16 protein-coding genes are annotated in these 19,026 nt (G+C 65.4%); 9 read left to right on the top strand and 7 right to left on the bottom strand.

Annotated features, from left to right (window positions below; all coding sequences use genetic code 11):
* Positions 1-14: 14 nt before the first annotated feature.
* Positions 15-4,511 carry an nSTAND1 domain-containing NTPase gene (locus IW248_RS00990; RefSeq protein ID WP_196925268.1) on the top strand — a complete coding sequence of 1,499 codons (4,497 nt, stop codon included), beginning with the start codon at positions 15-17 and terminating at the stop codon, positions 4,509-4,511.
* Between the two features lie 83 nt (positions 4,512-4,594).
* Complete coding sequence (locus IW248_RS00985) at positions 4,595-4,789, top strand: hypothetical protein (protein WP_196925267.1); 195 nt, start codon at positions 4,595-4,597, stop codon at positions 4,787-4,789.
* 34 nt (positions 4,790-4,823) lie between these two features.
* On the opposite strand, the gene IW248_RS00980 is transcribed toward IW248_RS00985, so the two are convergent.
* Positions 4,824-5,198 (bottom strand): hypothetical protein, encoded by a 375-nt coding sequence (locus IW248_RS00980; protein WP_196925266.1) that lies wholly within the window; start codon positions 5,196-5,198, stop codon positions 4,824-4,826.
* Between the two features lie 299 nt (positions 5,199-5,497).
* Here IW248_RS00980 and IW248_RS00975 point away from each other — a divergent pair, with 299 nt between their 5' ends.
* The 4 genes from IW248_RS00975 to IW248_RS00960 all read left to right on the top strand — a co-directional run bounded on the left by IW248_RS00975 (position 5,498) and on the right by IW248_RS00960 (position 10,849).
* Entirely contained in the window at positions 5,498-6,151 is a 654-nt protein-coding gene (locus IW248_RS00975) for a hypothetical protein (protein ID WP_196925265.1), read from the top strand.
* 73 nt (positions 6,152-6,224) lie between these two features.
* Entirely contained in the window at positions 6,225-6,596 is a 372-nt protein-coding gene (locus tag IW248_RS00970) for a hypothetical protein (RefSeq protein ID WP_196925264.1), read from the top strand.
* An 80-nt stretch (positions 6,597-6,676) separates the two neighbouring features.
* The gene (locus IW248_RS00965; protein WP_196925263.1) at positions 6,677-7,897 is read left to right on the top strand and encodes an MFS transporter; all 1,221 of its coding nucleotides are present in this window, start codon (positions 6,677-6,679) and stop codon (positions 7,895-7,897) included.
* A gap of 156 nt (positions 7,898-8,053) precedes the next feature.
* On the top strand, positions 8,054-10,849 hold the full coding sequence (locus tag IW248_RS00960) for a TIM-barrel domain-containing protein (protein ID WP_196925262.1): 2,796 nt from the start codon (positions 8,054-8,056) through the stop codon (positions 10,847-10,849).
* A 72-nt stretch (positions 10,850-10,921) separates the two neighbouring features.
* On the opposite strand, the gene IW248_RS00955 is transcribed toward IW248_RS00960, so the two are convergent.
* Both IW248_RS00955 and IW248_RS00950 read right to left on the bottom strand, forming a co-directional pair.
* Positions 10,922-11,188 carry a hypothetical protein gene (locus tag IW248_RS00955; RefSeq protein WP_196925261.1) on the bottom strand — a complete coding sequence of 89 codons (267 nt, stop codon included), beginning with the start codon at positions 11,186-11,188 and terminating at the stop codon, positions 10,922-10,924.
* The gene (locus IW248_RS00950) at positions 11,185-11,451 is read right to left on the bottom strand and encodes a hypothetical protein (RefSeq protein WP_231396561.1); all 267 of its coding nucleotides are present in this window, start codon (positions 11,449-11,451) and stop codon (positions 11,185-11,187) included. The genes IW248_RS00955 and IW248_RS00950 overlap by 4 nt, the downstream gene beginning before the upstream one ends.
* 213 nt (positions 11,452-11,664) lie before the next feature.
* Between IW248_RS00950 and IW248_RS00945 the strand changes: the two genes are divergently transcribed.
* The gene (locus IW248_RS00945) at positions 11,665-12,612 is read left to right on the top strand and encodes a DUF5919 domain-containing protein (protein WP_196925260.1); all 948 of its coding nucleotides are present in this window, start codon (positions 11,665-11,667) and stop codon (positions 12,610-12,612) included.
* Positions 12,609-13,409, top strand: coding sequence for an inositol monophosphatase family protein (locus IW248_RS00940; RefSeq protein WP_196925259.1), 801 nt, complete (start codon positions 12,609-12,611; stop codon positions 13,407-13,409). Before IW248_RS00945 ends, IW248_RS00940 begins: the two co-directional genes overlap by 4 nt.
* A 290-nt stretch (positions 13,410-13,699) precedes the next feature.
* Here the strand turns inward: IW248_RS00940 and IW248_RS00935 are convergent, their stop codons facing one another.
* Both IW248_RS00935 and IW248_RS00930 read right to left on the bottom strand, forming a co-directional pair.
* Positions 13,700-15,094 carry an ATP-dependent nuclease gene (locus IW248_RS00935; protein ID WP_196925258.1) on the bottom strand — a complete coding sequence of 465 codons (1,395 nt, stop codon included), beginning with the start codon at positions 15,092-15,094 and terminating at the stop codon, positions 13,700-13,702.
* Positions 15,095-15,302: 208 nt separating this feature from the next.
* A complete protein-coding gene (locus tag IW248_RS00930; protein ID WP_307787603.1) occupies positions 15,303-15,701 on the bottom strand; it encodes a tyrosine-type recombinase/integrase in 399 nt (132 codons plus the stop codon).
* A gap of 271 nt (positions 15,702-15,972) precedes the next feature.
* On the opposite strand from IW248_RS00930, the gene IW248_RS00925 reads away from it, so the two are divergent.
* On the top strand, positions 15,973-16,860 hold the full coding sequence (locus tag IW248_RS00925; protein WP_196925257.1) for a hypothetical protein: 888 nt from the start codon (positions 15,973-15,975) through the stop codon (positions 16,858-16,860).
* Between the two features lie 113 nt (positions 16,861-16,973).
* Here IW248_RS00925 and IW248_RS00920 read toward each other — a convergent pair whose 3' ends face one another.
* Together IW248_RS00920 and IW248_RS00915 are read right to left on the bottom strand one after the other, a co-directional pair.
* On the bottom strand, positions 16,974-18,185 hold the full coding sequence (locus IW248_RS00920; protein WP_196925256.1) for a hypothetical protein: 1,212 nt from the start codon (positions 18,183-18,185) through the stop codon (positions 16,974-16,976).
* Between the two features lie 312 nt (positions 18,186-18,497).
* A complete protein-coding gene (locus IW248_RS00915; protein ID WP_307787602.1) occupies positions 18,498-18,713 on the bottom strand; it encodes a hypothetical protein in 216 nt (71 codons plus the stop codon).
* Positions 18,714-19,026 lie beyond the last annotated feature (313 nt).

The following is a 19,026-nucleotide window of genomic DNA, read 5'->3' as shown; positions in this document are numbered from 1 at the left end:
CTGGGGTGGTCCAGGTGATTGACGCTGCCGGCGCCGTCGTCGGGGCCGGGTGGATGGCAGGACCCGGCTTGATGGTGACCTGTGCGCACGTGGTGACGCAGGCTGGCGGCGGCCCGGGCCGGGACATCCTCCTGCGCGCTTACCCCCACTCCGCTGATCCGGCTACGTCGACGTTGGCAGGTGTCGTGGACCCGGCGTCATGGCGTGGGCCAGACGACGAGGACGTCGCGTTCGTCACCGTCACCGGGGCGCCCGCCAGCATGCTGCCGCTGCTGCTCGATCGTGGACGGCCCGCCGATGGCCGGAGCGTGCTTCTCTTCGGCTTCCCGATGCAAGCGCTCGACCGCGGTCACCACGGCTTCGGCACGGTCGGCGGTGACGTCACGGGAAACGCAGGTCAGCGCCTGCTCCAGCTCACTGGCTGCCACGAGGTCACCAGCGGGTTCAGCGGCGGTCCCGTGGTTGACAGCATCACCGGCCGCGTCATCGGGATGGTCGACAGCGTGCCGGGGGGCGATCCGCTGGGCCGGGGAAGAACCACGGCGTACGTCACGCCCGTGCAGACCTTGGTGGAGCTGTGGCCTGGCCTGTCGGTCCCGGAGATGCACTCTCCGTTCAACGGTCTCGACGCGTTCACCGAGGATCGTGCGGCCTGGTTCGTCGGCCGCGACAGAGCGGTGTCCGATGTCCTGACAGCGCTCGGGCACAGCCGCCAGGTCCTTGCGCTGCTCGGGCCGTCCGGCAGCGGTAAATCCTCGCTGGCGCTCGCCGGTGTGTGCCACGCTCTGGCCGAGAACGGGTTGCCAGGCAGCTCAAGCTGGGGTCGAGTCGTCGTCCGGACTACCGACGATCCGTATGCCCGACTCGCCGAGGCTGGGCTGGACAATCCAGCTGGGCAGGGCCTCGCCGCCGCCGCGCGGGCCTGGCTCGCGGCGCATCCCTGGCACGACCGGATGGTGATCGTGCTCGACCAGTTCGAGGAACTCTTGGCGCAGCCGGTCGATGGTGACGCCGCGCGGTTCCTCGCCGAACTGTCCGACCTCGCCGATCAGGCGCCGACAGTGACGATCCTGCTCGTCGTCCGGGACGACTTCTATGCTCAGTTGACCGCGGCGGCGCCGGTGTTGACGCGGGCCAAGGTCGATATCGCGGCCGCGCTGACCCGGTCCGAGCTGACTGCCATCGTCGGTGGCCGTGACGGCGTCGCCGAGCTTGTCGAGCCAGGCCTCGTCGAGCGGGTCGTCGGCGATGCCATCGCAGCCTGCCCAGCGGTTGGGGTCGCCGGGGTCGCCGCGACGACGGTCCTGCCCTTGCTTGAGTTCACGTTGACCACGTTGTGGCACGACCGGTACGACCGGAGTCGCGACGGCCTACTCACCCTTGACGGCTATGAGGCACTCGGTGGCGTTACCGGGTGTCTGGCCCGCTGGTGCGACGACACGATGGCGGAAATCGCCGAGATGCCGGGTGACACGGTTACGGCTGCCGCCCGGATGCTGACTGCGCTCGTGCGCTCCCCTGACCGCTTGACCGGCGCGCCCATGGTGCGCCGGCCCCGGCCGATGACCGAGTTGCAAGAGATCGGCGCCGGGGACTCGCATCGGGTGCGTACCTGGCGGCGTGAACGAGCTGCTTCGCCTCCAGTTGACGCCGCCCGAATTCTCGACCTCCTGACCCACAGACGGATCGTCGGCACCGGTCGTAACGCGGCCGGCGACGCAGTAGTGGATCTGGTCCACGACTCGCTCATCACCAACTGGCAGCAGCTTCGGGGATGGCTGACCGATCATCAGCGATTCTTGGAGTGGCAGGACAGCGTGGAACCGGCGCTCGCCGACTGGCTCGCCCACACGCAAGCCCAGCCCGGGTCGAAGTTCCGGCGCTGGCGAGGCCGCGATCTCCTGCTGACGGGTCGGCGCCTGAGCGAGGCTGAGCAGTGGCGCGCCCGCGGCGGCTTGCGGCCCGGTCTCGCGGCTCTGGTCGACCAGAGCCGCCGCCATCGCCGGCGCCGACGAGGACGGATGGCCACAGCCGCGATAGCTGTCGTCACGCTGGGCATCGCCGCGACCGGGATCATCACGGCGCAGAAGGCTGAACAACAACGTGCCGAGCTGGTCAGGGCAGCCGGTGACCTGCTGATCGAGGGAGCCGAAGCCCGCCGGTTGGACCGGCCCGGCGAGGCCGTCAGGTGGGGGCTCACCGCATACTGGGCCTACAGCAATGGGCAGCGGGACAAGCTCGACCTGGCCCGCCGCGAACTCGTCACGTCACTCGCCGCGTCGAGCTACCGCGGCCCAGTGCCCGGTGCCGAACGACACACGATGGTGGGAGCAGGAGGCCAGAACTGGCTACTCACGATCGAGACCGACGGCACCGTGGCCCTGCGAGACGAAGAGGATCGTGGACGGCGGTTCGATCTCGGGGTTGACCTGAAGGACTTTGCCGTCGCCACATTTGTCCCACCCCGCAAGCTGCTGGCGCTGGTGTCGTCGACCGGGACCCTGCGGCTATGGAACCTGGCCGACCGGGCACACCCCAGACTGGTCAGTACCCGGGCGACCGACGACGGGATCACTGCGATCGCCGCCGGTCCAGACGGAAACCAGCTCTTCCTCGGGGATGAGCACGGCGCGGTGTCGGCGTGGACCATCGAGCGTGAGGCGGCGCCTGAACGCCTGTCCGTCAGCCATAGCGACCCTGCAGTCAGGGTTCGGACTCGCACGAGCATGGACAGCGGTTCCATGAGCGTCAGCAGCACCACCGACACGCCCGCGGTGACCGACATGGCGGTTCGCCCCGATGGTCGGACCCTGGTCACCCTGACCACCGGCAACAGGGCCCGCCGGCGCGACGGCGGGCAGGTGCCATCCGTCATATCCGGGGCTGCCACCACGTGGTCGGTGTTTGCCGCCGGCCGGATCAGGCCGAGCGGGACGCGCCTCTTGCCGCCGCTGTCGACGGCCGGGAGGCCGAGCACAGAAGGTTTGGACGAACCCGTCGTCAAGGCAATGCGGCTGGCACCGGACGGCAGGAGCGTGGCGATCGGCGGAAGCACCTCTGCCATGCTCGTCGCGGCCACCGGCAATGGATCCCTCCACAAGCCGACAAGCGTGCTGGGTCTGTTCGGGGAGTACAACCCCGACGTGCAGGCACTGTCGTTCAGCGACGACAGCCGCTTCCTGGCGATGACCGGCGCCGACCAGACAATCAGCATCTGGGAGGTAGCGGAACCGGCCCGGCCCACGCGCGTGAACACGTTGGCGAACGCTGGCCTGGACACTGCGGCTGTGCCGTCATTCAGTGCCGACGGACGCACGCTGTACGTCCGGCAGCCCGACGGCGCCATCGCCCGCTACCGCACTGAGGGCGTCGCTACTCGGGTGACGACGGTCCTGCTTCCAGAAGGCGCTCGCCTGACCTGGATGCCGGCCGACCCCACTCGACACAGCTCCCTGAAGTACTACCCAAAAGACGGGCCACCGACCGTGGCGACCGAAGCGCCGCAGAAACGCCTCACGGTTACCGGCAGCACCAGGCTGGGCGTGTGGACCACGGAACCGGACAACCGCCTGCTGGCGGAGTTGAAAGACCAGGACAGGATCACCGCGCTCGACCTCACCGCCGACGGCACGCTACTCGCGGTCGGCACGGAAACCGGCAGAGCATCGCTGATCGACCTCACCGACCCCCGGCGTCCCCAGCAGCTCGGTGCGGTCAACCCGTTCCTCGGCGTCGTCTTCGATGCCGGCCAGACCACGCTGCCGTCGTTCGTCTTGGAGCAGGTCTCCCTCAGCCACGATCGGCAAATGCTCGCCGTCGGCACGCAGAAATCCGGAATCTATGTGTACGACATCACCGACGTACACAAGCCGAGGCTGCGTGCCCACCTGACCGGGCCGGGGGGAACCGTCCGGGCGCTTCGCTTCAGTCCGGACGACAGTGCCCTTCTTGCCGGTAGCAGCAACGGCCCGTTGTGGATCTACCGCAGCGCCGAGATCCCCGCTGCTCCTGCGCCCACCCCAACGGCTACGACCAGCCAGCCAAGCCCGTCGCAGGCCTCTACCGCCGCAACGCCGGCCGCAACAGCTCGCTCCGAACCCTCGCCGCTGCCGCCCGCCGAGGTAACGCCGCTAGTAGTACCGCTCGAAAGCGCCAAACGCGACATCCGAGCCGCCGCGTACAGTGCTGCCACGCCCCTGCTCGCCACCGCCGACAGCGGCGGCACGATCAGCCTGTGGGACTCGTCGGACACCATGGAGCCTCGCCTGCTGGGAACACTGCACGGACCGCTCGACGGTGTGGCGTCAGTAGCGTTCGATCACACCGGGCTGCTGCTCACCGCCACGGACGGCAATCGCCGGGCGACCGCATGGTCCGTCCGCGAGCTCGCCCAGATGGTCGTCGAGGCACCCAACTACGCCTGTCGACTCGTCGGGGGCGGCCTTCGCGAGCAGGAATGGCGGCAGCAACTGCCGTCCGCCTATCCCTACCAGGAGCTCTGCGGGTCATGACCTGGCCCCGCGACCCTGGATAGGGCGAGGGCGTACCCGTCGGCCCGTCCGGGCGGCGCCAGGCGACCGCCACCGGCATCCGCATGGTCACCAAGCAGGTGCAACGCAGCACGGCCGTCCTCGCCAGCGCCTCCCCCACGCCCAGCAGTTCACCAGCGGCCCCGCCGAGCCCCAACGCCGCCCCGCCCTCGCCGACCCCGACCGAGTCGGTCGCACCGACGGCGACTGTCGAAGCGCTCGCCGGTGCCGCCGCTCCCCTCGACCGCCCCCGCTGCTGACTCATCACGTTCCGCTCCGCGGTGCATCGCGTGGCTATTCTTCGTTGTCCCGCTGGGCTGCCAGGGCAACGGCCAACGTGGCGTCCACGACGATGAGTGACGCCATGGCAATCGCTCCCGCTCGGGCGCGACGGTTGCCGTCCGGGCGGCTGGCCTCCGCCGCGTAGCAGCCGGTCAGCACGAGATTCAAGGCCGCCCGCGCCGCCATCCACGGCCAACGGGGACGCCCGGCCAGGACGCCAGAACCGACGACGAGATCAGTCATACCGACCGCTCGGGCCAGTGCGGGCCGGTCACCCAGCCCGAGGGCTACCGCGCTACGTCGCGGCATGATCGTCAACACCACACCGAAGCCGAGCGTCACGAGACCGACCGCGTCCGCCAACGTGTCCGTGCGCCGCCGAGTCATGCAGCAGATCATCGCAGGCGGATCGACACAGGAGGATGGCGTGCAGAGCGAATCTGGGTTGCGTCAGGACAGGTAGCGGCCGAACATCGCCTTGTGGATGCTGTGGTGCAGTGGGTTCGCACGTCATGGACCAAGCGTTCGCGCGGCGGAGCCGAGGCAACCCGGCGTAACGCCGTACCTGTGTCGTTCGCCCTGCCGGCACGGGCCGCGCCGCTCACCCACGAGGTGGACATGGCGGAGGCCGATGGGTTCGAGCCTCAGTTGGGTCCCGACCAATGACCGTGCCGACATTCGGCGAGGTGCACCGGATCGAGTCGGCCGCAGAGATGCGGGATCTGATCCGGCGGGGCGACCTTCCCGACGACCCGCATTGGTGGTCAGCGGTAATCTCGGTCGGTCAGTCCGCGCTGGTGGGCGCGGAATCGGGGCGGGTGGACGCAGACGAGTGGGCGTCTGTGCTGGTGGAGTCCCTGGACGTCGCCGCTTTGCGGGCGCTCGGAGTGGGCGAGACCGCCCTTCGGCGGATGATTGCCTGCATCGCGGCAATGCACTACTTCGGCGAGTGCGCCGGGGACCCGGTGCGCGACCCGGAGTTGGTGTTCCGCCACTTCACCGCATCGCTCGGCGGCTCGACGGAGGTTTATTTCCAGCGTTACCTCGACACCTTCGCCAGCGCACTGAGGGAGAACAAGCGGGTGCGGGCCGGCGAGGGCGGCGACCTGCGGGCGGTATCCGCCGCGCGGAGCTGGCTGGACGGCACCCGGGGGGCGCTGACTCAGATGTGCCGCGAACTGGCGTCGCGCCTCGCCGAGGAGCCGCGAGCGGGAGGGCTGGAGCGGACCGGGGAGGAGCCAGGCGTCAGCCTCCGGGATGAAGCCGCCCTGTGGTGTGCGCTGCTGCCGCAGATCGAGGGCGTTCGCAGCGCCGCAAGAGTTCCGCAGGGAATCGAGTAGGGCGTTTCCCGCTTCATGCTCCCGTGAGGTTCTGCCTTCGGGACCTGGGTGATACCCGCCGTACCATCCGACGATGATCTCGGAGACCTTCGATGCGCGCGGCGGGCTCACCTACGTTGACCGCCTCGACTTCACCCGAGGCAACACGCTCAGGGCTGCCCGACGGCTGGCCTGGCCGACGGTGAAGCTGCGCGCCGACGAGAGCACGCTGACCTTCACGGCGCGTTCCGGATCGGACACCCTGGAACACTTCAACGTGTCCGTGCTGGCGCACCATCCGTTTCACCGACGGATCCCGTTGCCGGCGACCGCCGTCTCCTTCGAGGTCGAGGGGCGCGACCAGGTCCTGCTCTTCTGGACTCCCCGCGCGGGCGCGGTACTGCGCGCACTCGACAAGCTGGGCTGGGACGCCGAACAGCCCGAGCCCTGGAGCCCGTACGTCTGAGCTGGCAGTTCGCGCGTGGCCACCCGACGTGTCGGCTGACCCAAGGTCAACATCCCCGGATGGAGTACTAGACTCGGGGGGTGTCCGAGCACCGCAGCCTTCCGCTGTGGGCGGGACGCACTGCCGCGCTGCTGGGCATCGTGCTCGTCGCATTCACCCTGCGCCAGGCAGTTGCGACGATATCGCCGATCCTCGGCGACATCCGAGTGGACATCCCGATTTCGAACATCGGCGTCGGGCTGCTCGGCACGTTGCCACCGATCCTGTTGGCGGCATCCGGGTTCATCGCGCCGCGCGTCGCTCGTGGCTTCGGCCTCGACGGCGGCATCGTGCTCGCGCTGCTGCTCATGACCCTCGGCCATCTCGTACGCGCGTTTGCCCCGGGCTTCGCGGTGCTGCTCGTCGGCAGTGTCGTCGCGCTCGCCGGTACGGGCATCGGCAATGTACTACTGCCGCCGATCGTGCGGCGCTACTTCCCCGACCGGGTAGCGCTGCTGACCGCCGTCTACGTCTGCGTCGTGGGCGTGGGCACGGCCGTGCCCGCCGCGGTCGCCGCTCCGGTCGCCGAGCAGGTCGGCTGGCGATTCCTGCTCGGCACCTGGTCGGTGACCTCGGTAGTCGCGCTCGTTCCGTGGCTGGTCATCATCGCGCGGGAGCGCCGCCAGCGACGCTCGGATGCCGTCGCCGTCGAGTCCCCGCCTTCCGCCCTCGTCACGCGACTGTGGCGGTCGCGGGTTGCCCTGTCGATCACCGTCGTGTTCTCGACCAGCACGATCCTTACCTACGCGGCTTTCGCGTGGCTGCCCGAGATCCTCGGCGACATCGCCGGCTCGACGCCGACCGAGGCCGGTGTGCTGCTCGCCGTCACCGGCATCATCAGCGTGCCCGGCGCATTCATCGCGCCTCTACTCGTCGAGCGGCTGCGCAATGTCGGCTGGCTGATCGCCGCCGGTGTCGCCAGCTTCCTGTTCGGCTACCTCGGTCTGCTGCTCGCGCCCGCCACACTCACACTGCTCTGGGTGCTGCTCATCGGCTCGGGGTCGATCCTGTTCCCGGTCTGCCTCGTGCTCATCAACGTTCGCACCCGAACCCACGGCGGCACCGTCGCGCTGAGCGGCTTCGCCCAGGGGGTCGCGTACGCGCTCGGCGCGCTCGGTCCGCTGCTCGTCGGGCTGCTGCACGACGTGAGCGGCGGGTGGACCCTGCCGCTGCTGTTCCTGCTCGCTGTCACCCTCGTGGCGACCATCCCGGCGATCACGCTCGCCAGGCCCGCGTTCGTCGAGGACGAACTCGCCCGCTAACGCACCGCTGGATCACAGTGGCGATCCGCGCCCACGCCCTCCTCGCCGCAGACGAGTGAGAGAAGGGACACCCTCCAAGATCCGTTGACAGGCGTTTCGAGCGAGTGACAGCGTTGTCATCGACTCATTTCCTCCATATGAGACGAGGAGCGCATCTTGCTCTATCGGAACTCACAGCGCCGCCGCGCGACAGCGGCCGCCGCGACCGGCATTCTCATCACGGGGCTGGCACTCGCCCCGTCCGCGCCGGCCCAGGCCAGCCACCACCGGGCGCAAGACGGAGCCGTACGGTCGGGCCAGGCACGTTTCGAGGTGCTGTCCCCGACCCTGATCCGCACCGAGTACCAGAAGGACGGCAGGTTCACCGACGCCGCCACGTTCAACGCCATCGGGCGCGACGACTTCCCCCGTACGCGTTTCACCAAGCGTGTCGAGCACGGCTGGCTCACCATCGACACCGGCGAGATGACACTGCGTTACCGGGTCGGCTCGGGCGCGTTCACCGCCGACAACCTCTCCGTGCAGCTCAAGACCGGCAAGCAGGCCGTGCAGGGCCAGCCCTGGGCCGGCCACACCGCCCCGGCCTGCGCGTTCGGCGCGCTCTGCGAGGCCGAATCGCTGCAACTGAACGGTCCCGGCGTGGCCACCGACCACCAGGGATTCACCGGGCGCGGCTTCGCGGCCGGTTTCGCCTCGTCCGGCGACTCGGTCACGTTCGCCCTCGACGCTCCCGAGGGTGGCACGAAGCAGCTCACCGTCCGCTACGCGAACAGCACCGGCGGCGACGGCCAGAACGTGGACCGCACCCTGACCGTTCAGGTCGACGGCGACGCCGGCCACACGCTGACGCTGCCGCCCACCGCCAACTGGGACACCTGGGGCCTGGCCAACGTGCCGGTCGACCTCACCTCCGGCCGACACGAGATCAGCGTCGTACGGGGTCCCAACGACTCTGGCAACGTAAACGTCGACAGCCTCGCGGTGGTCAACCCGGGTGCTGCGTTCCCGGCACCGGCCACGCCTCAGCCGCAGCCCCTGCGGTTCGGCACGCTGGGAGAGGCCGAGACCGGCGCGCTGACCGGCGGCGCGAGGTCCGCGAACGACCACAACGGCGCTTCGGGTACGGGATTCCTGGCCGGCCTGGAAAGCACCACCTCGGCCGTCGCGCTCACCGTGACTGATGTTCCGTCCGCAGGTGACTACCGGGTGCAGATCCGCTATGCCAACGGTCAGGCCGGCGCCCAGCCGAGCCAGACGCGCACCATGTCGGTCACGGCCGGAACCGCGGCGCCGGTCACGGCGACCCTTCCGCCGACCAGCGGGTGGGACTACTGGAACACCGTTTCCGTCCCGGTCCACCTCAACCGTGGCACCAACACCGTGACGCTGGGCTGCCCCACGGACGCCAGTTGCAACGTCAACGTCGACACGGTCGCCGTCACGAGCAAGGGCTCCCCGGTGCTCGCCCCGCACGCGCCGCTCGGCGGCTACCGCCGGGGCCTGGACGGCGTGACCGGTTCCGCGCTCACCGCCCCGGGCCTGCTCTACCAGGACGGCTGGTACCTGCTCGACGACTCGGCCTCGGCCCTGAGCACCACCAAGCCCCGGCCCGCCGCCGAGCAGGACGGCTACGTCTTCGCGTACGGGCAGCACTTCACCCGTGCTCTCAAGGACCTGTCGACCCTGACCGGGCCCACGAAGCTGCTGCCGAAGTGGGCGTACGGGGTGTGGTACTCCGAGTACTACGACCGCACCGCCACCGAGTTCCAGAACCTGGTGACCCGGGCCAAGGCCGAGGGTGTGCCGCTGGACGTGCTCGTCCTCGACACCGACGTCAAGGCGCCGGACAAGTGGAACGGCTGGAGCATCGACCCCACCCGCATCCCCGACCCGAAGGCGTTCTTCGACTGGGCCAAGAAGCAGGGCCTGCACACCGGCATCAACATCCACCCGAGCATCCTCGGCTCGGACCCGAAGTTCGCGCAGGCGCAGGCCACCGCCAAGGGCAAGCTCCAGCGCGTCGGCTGCAACGGCGGCGCCGACTGCTACGCGTTCGACTTCGGCGACCCGGACCAGCTCACTGCGTACATGCAGCTCCACGACGGGATGATCCCCAAGGGCAGCAAGGGCCCGGACCTCTGGTGGCTGGACTGGTGCTGCGACAACACGAAGTCCTCCCTCGCCGGGGTGACCGGTGACGCGTGGATCAACAAGCAGTACGCCGACAAGACCGGCTTCGCGTTCTCCCGCGCGTACGGCTCGTTGCAGGCCGGCGGCTACAGCAGCCCGACCCCGGTGTCGACCGGCCCGTGGGCCGACAAGCGCACCACGCTGCACTTCACCGGCGACACCACCTCCGACTGGTCGACCCTGCAGATGGAGGTCGGCTACACGCCGGGCGAGTCGGCCGCGACCGGACTGGCCGCGGTCAGCCACGACATCGGCGGGCACACCGGCGGCCTCCAGGAGCCGGGCACCGAACCGGGCAGCACCAAGCTGCCCGACGACCTCTACGCCCGGTGGGTGCAGTTCGGTACGTTCCAGCCGATCGACCGGCTGCACTCCAACCACAGCGACCGGCTGCCCTGGCAGTACGGCCCGGCGGCCAACGCGTCGGCCAAGAAGTTCCTGAACCTGCGGGAGAAGCTGCTGCCGTACACCTACGCCGCCGCCAAGGAGGCAACCCGCACGGGTACGCCCATCGTCCGCTCGATGTACCTGGCGTACCCGAATGAGCAGGCCGCGTACGCCACCGCCGGTTCGCAGTACCTCTACGGCCCGGACTACCTGGTCGCACCGGTGACGACGCCCGGCACCACCGCCACGACGTCGGTGTGGTTCCCGCCGGGCAACAGCTGGACCGACATCTTCACCGGGAAGACGTACCGGGGCGGCACCACGCAGAACATCACCACCACGCTGGACACCATGCCGGTGTTCAAGAAGCACTAGAACCTGTTCGCAGGGATCCGGACACCGGCCGGGTGGGGCAACCCACCCGGCCGGTTCGTCTGTTGGCGGGTCTCAGTGTCGGCGGGACCGGCGGGCCAGCGACAACCAGCCGAGGAACCGGGCGTGCATCGCGGACGGGTCGGGGCGCAGCCCCAAGCCGTACACGTCGTCGATCGCCTCCTGCATCGACGCAGCCAGGTAGAACGCCAGCGCGATCGAATGACCGTAGAACTCGGTGATGAGGGCGAGCTGAGCCGGGCCACACGGCCAGGGCGCGGCGCAGTTGCGGCACAGCCACGCCGGGCGCATCGGCAGGTGCGGGCGAGGGCGGGCGGTCATCCGACCCGCGCCGGATGCCGGCGGCGTTTGGCTTTGCTGGTCGGTTGGACGGGCAGGTCCTGCAACCGCACGCCCGCACGCATCACATACAACTCGCGGTGCGCCACCGCGTCGCCGGCCGCGTTCAGCTGGTACCCCTCAAACCAGAGCCAACCGTCGTACGTGTGCCGCTCGGGCAACTCGCGGATGACGCGCACGAAGATCGGGTGGAGGAACTGGACGCTCGCCGCGGTGGTCAAGAGGATCACGTCGCCGGCCTTCATCGTCCCGATCACCGCGACCCCCGCCAGATGGTCCGCTTAGCTGATCCCTCTCCTGACATGCACCGAACATGTCAGGCGCAGCAACCGCCAATCCATCACAGCGGGTAGTAACCGAGCAGATAACTTTCATCCACGTTGGATGTCGATCAGTTCCGGCTATATGACCACCGGATAAGCTGACCACCACCCCAGGTTTGGGAAGGAGCCACACGAATGAGCGTCAGGGCAGCCACAGCGTTCACCGTGCCAGCTTCACTTTGGGACACCACCGACATGATCGACGCTTTGGCCGCCCGCGACATTGCACGCGTCTTCCGCTTGGTCCAGCGCGCAACCCGCGCCAGCCAAACCCACCTCGGCGTTGCCACGGGCCTCAGTCAGGCTCAGGTCAGCGAGATCATCAGCGGCACCCGTCGGGTCAGCAGCATCGACGTACTAACCCGCATCTGCACCGGCCTTGCCGTGCCCGGTCATGCGCGGATGACACTACTTCTCGGCGAACACCCCTCCCAGGCCACACAGCGTCCTGTCGGCGACGGTGGCAACCGCACATCGGCAATTTCCGCCGACGCAGAATGCGCCGACCGGAGCCGGCAGGTTGACGAAGATGGCCGAGAGCGGTACGCCGACGTCACCGCGATCTACTTGAGCCGGTCGGAGTTCACCGCGAAGATGCCGCCACACGTCCTCCTCGAAGACGCTAAGGACATCCGGGCCGCCGGCCTGTCGCTCAACATCCTCAGCCAGCAGTATGCCGACAACCAGCTCCTCAAACTCCTGGCCACCGGCACCCATCTTCGCTGCCTGTTTCTCGACCCCGCTGGCGACGCAATAAGGAGGCAAGAGCGTGAGGACGACTATCCAGACGGACACCTCAGCGCGCTCACCGAACTCAACATCCAGAACCTCGCCGGGCGCATCCGAAATCGGCTCCCGAATGATGCCCGCGAACGCTTGACCATACGCGTGTACGACGAAACCATCCGTGTCAACGTGCTCCTGATTGACGACCGGCTCTGCGTTGTCCAGCATTACCTACCGCAGATACGCGGAGTTGACTCCCCGACTATGGTCGTCGAGCGCACCGCTATCACTCCCGGCCTCTACACGGTGTTCGACGAGATGTTCACGTCGCTGTGGGAACGCGGCCGCGAGCTATGAGCAACTTCGCACACCTCCTGCCCCTGGCAAACGAGGCTGTCGACTTGGCGCATCACATCATGCGGACCCTTCAGCCTGGCACCCTCACTAGCAAGGGTGACCGCGACATGGCATCCGAGGTGGACTACGCCATCGAGCAACAGGTCCGCGAACTCCTGGCTGCCAAGGCACCCGACATCGGCTTCCTCGGCGAGGAGCACGGCCTGAGCGGCGATGCCACGGAACTCATGTGGGCACTGGATCCGGTGGACGGCACCGTCAATTTCGTGCACGGCTCACCCCTGTGCGCCATTTCTCTCGGCCTTATCCACAAGAAAAGGTCAGTCCTAGGAATCATTGATCTACCATTCCTTGGCACTCGTTATCAAGCCGCCGAAGGGTGCGGTGCTTTCGCCAACGGAGAGCGCATCTATTGCAGTCAGACAGAAAATTTGAAAGATTCCGTCGTCGCTATTGGAGACTACGCTGTAGGAACTGATGCGGTAGCCAAGAATGTTCAGCGGCTCGCTATCACGCATCAACTAGTGCGGAATGTTCAACGGATACGTATGCACGGATCGGCCGCAATCGACCTGGCATGGCTCGCCCATGGCAAGATCGATGCATTTATCATGCTGAACAACAAACCATGGGACACGGCTGCCGGCGTCGTGATCGCAAAAGAGTCTGGCGCCCAGCTGGTCGACGTCGACGGAACGCCACACAGTGCAAACTCCACTGCGACAGTCGGTGGAAACGCTAAAGTTCTTCCGCTCGTGCTCACGCTCGTCCAAAAATCTCTCTCGCCCCCGCACTAGCGTGTTCGTGGTCACCCAGAACAGGAGATCGGAAGCCGACCCGATCGCCACGTCGAGGCCCGAACTGCTGATTGAAAACGCTTCCCGACCAACCGCTGGCGGGCGACCCAGACGAGAAGGTCGCAGCCTGATCGCGGCTGCGACCTGCGACCTGATACCTGATAAGCGACGGACGAGTCGACCTGTACGCCGGATTAAGATCCTCGCACCCCGGTTGGCCAGGGGCGGGATCTGGCGACAGACGCTGGAGGCCGTCGCCAGGCCGTCAACGAGTAGGCATAGAAGCCGCCTCACACGAGGGCAGCAACCAGCTCAACTGCCTGCTGACGTATCTCTTCCTGTTGCAACCAGAGCTGAATTAGCACATTAGTGACGAAGCTTTTATCGAGCCCGAGTTCATCAGCAAGACGACCAAGCCAATACTGGTGATCGTAGAACTCATAACCATCTAAGGCTGCCAGCAAAGAATCTTCACTGCGCCCTAGAGAGGCTGCCACCGCGACGGGAGCCCGTAATGCGAAGAGTAGAAGTTCCTGCTCTGGATCCAGCTTCCCAGGCAACGCAAATAGCCTCCGAGAACTGTCGGCCAATTCTCGTTGGTCGGCATCCAACACTCCAGAGACACGTATACGCGATGCACCAGAAAGGCTTCGTACCCCTGCAACAACCTCACTCTTGCCGCCTGCGATGACGATCTCAAGGCTCGCACTTGAAATATTCAGGGAGCCGAAAATTCCTGCGAGGACCGAAGCAGCAAATGGGTCCTCCACTAGCACAACACCCGCCAGGGGAATCTCAACTCCTACAACCCGCTGCACCTGCGCGAGAGAATCCGGCTTCAAAACCCTGATCTTACCCGCTGCGCCTCGGACACACATGCGGATATTTGGAGCTGGAAAGCGAGAGAGCACCTGCGGGGAATGCGTCGCCACCATGACCTGAAGCTTCTGTTCAAGCGCACGGCGCGCTACCTCGTCAACGAAAGGACGATGCCCACGCAAAGCCAGGAAAGATTCTGGCTCGTCCAGCATGAACAGGCATCCCGCACTGAGCCTGCTCTGCTCCCACAGAGCTTGATGAACCCACAGTTCACCAAGGCTGAATTTGGTACTGTCCGTGTACACATCTCCAGCCATCGCAGCCACGAAAGGCCCTTGGGAATACCAGTTGTTGTCACCGTTGTCATCGTCCAAAAGGATGGTCTGCACACGAACCGCGTCATATTTTTTGCCGAGGATGGCCCTGAGAGCCGACAACTCATTCGCCTTGAATGTGCGCTCGCTAAGCACGTGGCTCAGACTGAACGGGAGTTGCTGATAGTACCAAATAAAGTTGTTCGCTAATTCTGCCGAGCTAGCAAATGAAGGCCAATATTCCGACCTTAGGGCAGCTGGCCAAGCCGCAGCACGATCACTCTCGCCCATCGACAAGTCGATCACCCTGCGCGCTACTTCGTTCACGCCCTCCGCAACCACCAGCTCAACAACACCACCAACCGGCTCAGCATCATGCTCCAATTGCTTCCCACCACCAACAAATGGTGGGGTTCGGCTGTTGTATCCGAAGGCCGCCTCGACAATTCTCAGAAGCAGCGTCTTGCCTGATCCATGAGATCCGACGATACAATTCGCTGAATCAAATTCAATCACTTGCTCTTCAAATATATCCGATTCGATGATTCGCATCGATTTGACTCGAAGGGGAGGATTTGTCGCCAGAAGGCGGCTCCACACTCGACTCCGCGCATCCGACTCGTTAGTAGCCATGATTACACCTTGGCAACCCGCCGTACGGGTGTCGAGTGGGAATCGCCGACCTCAACCGCAACGCGGCCTTAAGATGCCCAACCTTGGCATGGCGACTGCCTGCAACTGCCAGCAACATTGGGACGGGTCAACCCCCACCGTCCGCGAAGAGATCGTCGATGGCCCGTCGGGTACGTTCCTCGCTGGCGGGCATCAGGTGGGTGTAGACCCGCAGTGTGAAGCCAGGATCAGAGTGCCCGAGATACGAGGCAAGAGCTTTGATGCTCTTCCCCGCGTCGAGCAGCGCCGAGGCGTAGAAGTGACGAAGCGCGTGCATCCCGGTCGCCCTGGTCGGAACGATGCCGGCCGCTTCGACCGCCGGACGCCAACTCTTGCCGTCGAAGGTCGCCCGCTTGATCGCACCCCGCCGAGTGGTGGTGAAGATCAGCGGCACCGTCACCCGCTCGCCGCTGAACGGGTCTTCCCACGGCAAGGTGATCGAGAGCGGGGGGTACTTCTCGGCGTGTTCCTTGAGTGACTGAGCCACCGAGTCAGGAGCGGAACGCGGCGGTCCCGATCGTTCTTGGGCAGGCCGAAGACTAGCCGGGAACGGACCACCTTGAGCTGCCGGACGATGTGCACCCAGCCCGAGTCGAGGTCGATGTCATCGACGCCCAGGCCGAAGATCTCGCCCTGCCGAGAGGTTGACCCGCCATGGTCCCAACCAAGAGCGGACGTGGCCCGGAAATATGCAGTGCCTTGCTACGCTCCCGATGAGCCACCGGGGTGGCCTCGACCGACGTTTCTAGGGGAAACGATTGTCCAGCGACGCACGTGCCGAGGATGTGCCGCTCCAGGCTTCAACCGGAACAACGGGAGCCGCAGAGCCCGCTTTGCCCATACCTAAACCACGTCCAACGGTCACTCCTGCTTCAATCAGCTTTGAGCCTATCGGAATCTCCGGTGTCGCTCAGGCGGCAGTGGCTCTAGCCGTAAGCCTGGGAGTTCTAAGGCTGCTAGGGGTAGCTGGCGGCGACGGCCGGTTGGCGGTGTCAATTCTCAGAGAGTCCGGTTACACCGCTCCAATTGCGGCGATCCTTATCGACACTTTCCCGAGCGCCGTTCTTTACAGCATGCTTTACTTGATCGAGTATCGCGGGATGACGAAGGAGATTAGTCGGGCGAGCGGTGATCCAGTGTCGCAAGCATTCAACTGGAGCCACATAGCACTCATTGGACTAGGGCTATTGCTATTCAATTTTTCAGTTTGGTACTTCTTCCTTGCGTCGATTGCAGTCTTCGCCGTCTACTCCTATGCAGACAGAAGAGGACGAAAGCGGGCGAGGAAAACGGGTAAACGGCTTAACATTCCTCAGTACAGGGCCGTTAGGAACAGTCACGTCTGGCTAATGCTTGCCTCTTCCCTAATCCCGTCAATCATCTCGCAGGTCTCATCCACGACCCCTTGGCAGTCCACTGAGTTGGTGAGGACTAGCGACGGCAAACAGATCGTCGGAGTTGTGCTTCGTGTGGACGAGAGATGGTCCGCTCTACTCACACAGAATCCACGCACCATTGAGTACATAAAGACCAGCAGCGTGGAAAGTCGACAGACATGTAAGCCTAAGGGCGATAGCCGCAATCTCGCACAATTCATTGCACGCAATGAGCGCAATCGACATGGCGGAGTCAAGTGCCCCGAATAGCCAGAAACGCGGACGGGTTCCTCAGACGCCCCTACAGCCAGCAGGATCAGCGAGTCATGCCGACCGCCAGGATTTAACGTCCCTAGAGGCGGCAGCACGTCCACATATCCTGACTAAGCCTGCTGCACAAAACTTACTGTGATGTCTAAGATCGCCCTGGCCTGTCGCTGCGCCCGCTTCGCCTTCAGGTACTCCAACGCCACTTCAGCGATTTTCCCCGTCGCGGCACCAATCAAAGCCGGCGCAATCTTCCCGCCGGCTACTGCTCCCCCCAGGGTTCCGATACCCGATAGGGTGAAGTCTCTTACACCCTTCTTGGCAGCAGCCATTGCAGGCGACTGTATCGCGGCCTTTTGAAGCCTTTCCCTGGCAGGAGCCAGTTCCCCATAGACGATACCCCTGGCCTCCCTCGCCCAGCCATCATCACCGTCAGGGAGTCCATGTATCTCTCGTAATGTCGCCGCCAGGACTTCACGCCATTCGGCAAACTCGTCGCTAGAAGCCCGCAAGGACGTCAAGTCTCTAACATTCATCGAAATGTTCGGGACCGATATCGCTGCCAACTTCTGCAAATTCCTCTCCCTGCCGTCAATCACCGTGCCGGCTCGCTCGAAAACAAATCGAAGCAAAGCATCTTCAACTGAGCTTCGAGCGAGAAGACTACAGGACCCAGGCCATTTTTTGGAAACATTGATTCCCGCTCCAATCAGCGTCTGCGAAGCAGAAACATCCCTGGTCATAGACGCCGGGTCAGCCCTTAGAGCACGCAATCTATTCAGCTCTCGGTCGCACTTTACCCCCGCAGGCGATTGCCAGTCGGCATCCTTGAAATGCCCAAGGGCCGTTGACGGGTGCTGCGCGATCGACCTCTTTTGTATAAAAATCAGGGCGTTGGCGTCTGCCAGCGGCTTCGCCGTCAGCAACACATCAAAAACCTCAAGTGACCGCCGCTTAATTTCTCTTGGTGTGCCATCGACGCTCATGAGCGGGTCTTGCATCATGACCTGATGCGAGTACAGCAGGAGGGTCATGGCTGCGCCGAAGTAACGGTTGAGCAACCCAGACGGAGAGCCAGGCAGTCCGTATCCACGATCACTATCGTGCAAATATGAAGGTAGCATCAGTGGACGCAGTTCCCCCTCATCGAGCGGGACAACATCGCCACTCGGCGAATACTCAGCATGGTCTCGATGGAACTGCGCGAAATGCTGGGCGGGCGCTCTCTCGACACGCCGAATCAGTTCGATAGTCAGCGGCTCTCCCCACCATGCCAGAATAGAGGCATAGGGATCGGATTTACTAATGTGGCGCAGCACGTAGTGCATGACCGCTTCCGGGGTAAGAGTAGGGGACCTCATCATTGCAGAGAGACGCAAACTGACTCGGCAGGAGCGCCGGGCACTCCAGCCCGGCACCAGCGGCCGCCTTACAGCAACAGTGACAGCAACCGGGTCTTTGATGATCTTTGATGGCTGCGTGGTGATCATCATTGCCGAATTTTTCTTTTTGAATCAAGGCACCGCGCTCCGCGCGGTGCGGGGCGGCAAGCCCGTCCAGCGGCAAGCCGCCCCGGCCGCCTACGGCGCCGGGGCGGTAAGCCACCGACAGCCGCCGGGACACCGCCCCACGGTCGGATCTCAGCTCAGCGCAAGTTCGTCCGGGAAGCGCTTATGAAGCGCGGCGATCGCCTGCTTCAGGCAGTAGTCGAGGCTGTGACCGTCGACCCTGATCGACGCGCCGTCAAGCCGCTGACCCGAGATCACAACGGTCCAGGACTTACGCTCCCGCTCCCCGTCAATCTTGACCAGCCCGATCAGGCCCATCTCCCCCAGGTGCTCCAGCAGCTCCGGCACGCAGTCGTCCCACCTCATCCACGAATGGGACCACCAAGATCGCTACGGAAGCCAGCGGGTCGGCCTGGTCGGGCGGCGGGGCTTCCGGCTGCCGCGCCAGTCCAACCCCGGGGACTGGCTTGCCACCGAGTCACCGGGTCGCGGCGCCAGCACCACCGCCAAGACGTGCCCGCCCCTCCCCCGCAGCCGCCAGCTCGACTTCCGGGGACCACCGAACGCCGGCCGAGAGTTGGCCGCGACGACACAGCAACCGGACCGAAGCCGAGGTCAACTGAGTCAGCACTCAGGCCGTGGCCAGGCCGTCCCGGGCCGT

It is taken from the genome of Micromonospora ureilytica (assembly GCF_015751765.1).
Taxonomy (GTDB): domain Bacteria; phylum Actinomycetota; class Actinomycetes; order Mycobacteriales; family Micromonosporaceae; genus Micromonospora; species Micromonospora ureilytica.
This window is presented reverse-complemented; position numbering and strand designations above follow the sequence as displayed.

What these genes read in the sequence shown, in the direction of transcription:
- IW248_RS00980 (WP_196925266.1), bottom strand. Translation starts at nt 5,198, where the DNA reads ATGACTCGGCGGCGCACGGACACGTTGGCGGACGCGGTCGGTCTCGTG.
- IW248_RS00955 (WP_196925261.1), bottom strand. Translation starts at nt 11,188, where the DNA reads ATGACCGCCCGCCCTCGCCCGCACCTGCCGATGCGCCCGGCGTGGCTG.
- IW248_RS00950 (WP_231396561.1), bottom strand. Translation starts at nt 11,451, where the DNA reads ATGAAGGCCGGCGACGTGATCCTCTTGACCACCGCGGCGAGCGTCCAG.
- IW248_RS00935 (WP_196925258.1), bottom strand. Translation starts at nt 15,094, where the DNA reads ATGCGAATCATCGAATCGGATATATTTGAAGAGCAAGTGATTGAATTT.
- IW248_RS00970 (WP_196925264.1), top strand. Translation starts at nt 6,225, where the DNA reads ATGATCTCGGAGACCTTCGATGCGCGCGGCGGGCTCACCTACGTTGAC.
- IW248_RS00985 (WP_196925267.1), top strand. Translation starts at nt 4,595, where the DNA reads ATGGTCACCAAGCAGGTGCAACGCAGCACGGCCGTCCTCGCCAGCGCC.
- IW248_RS00920 (WP_196925256.1), bottom strand. Translation starts at nt 18,185, where the DNA reads ATGCACTACGTGCTGCGCCACATTAGTAAATCCGATCCCTATGCCTCT.
- IW248_RS00940 (WP_196925259.1), top strand. Translation starts at nt 12,609, where the DNA reads ATGAGCAACTTCGCACACCTCCTGCCCCTGGCAAACGAGGCTGTCGAC.
- IW248_RS00945 (WP_196925260.1), top strand. Translation starts at nt 11,665, where the DNA reads ATGAGCGTCAGGGCAGCCACAGCGTTCACCGTGCCAGCTTCACTTTGG.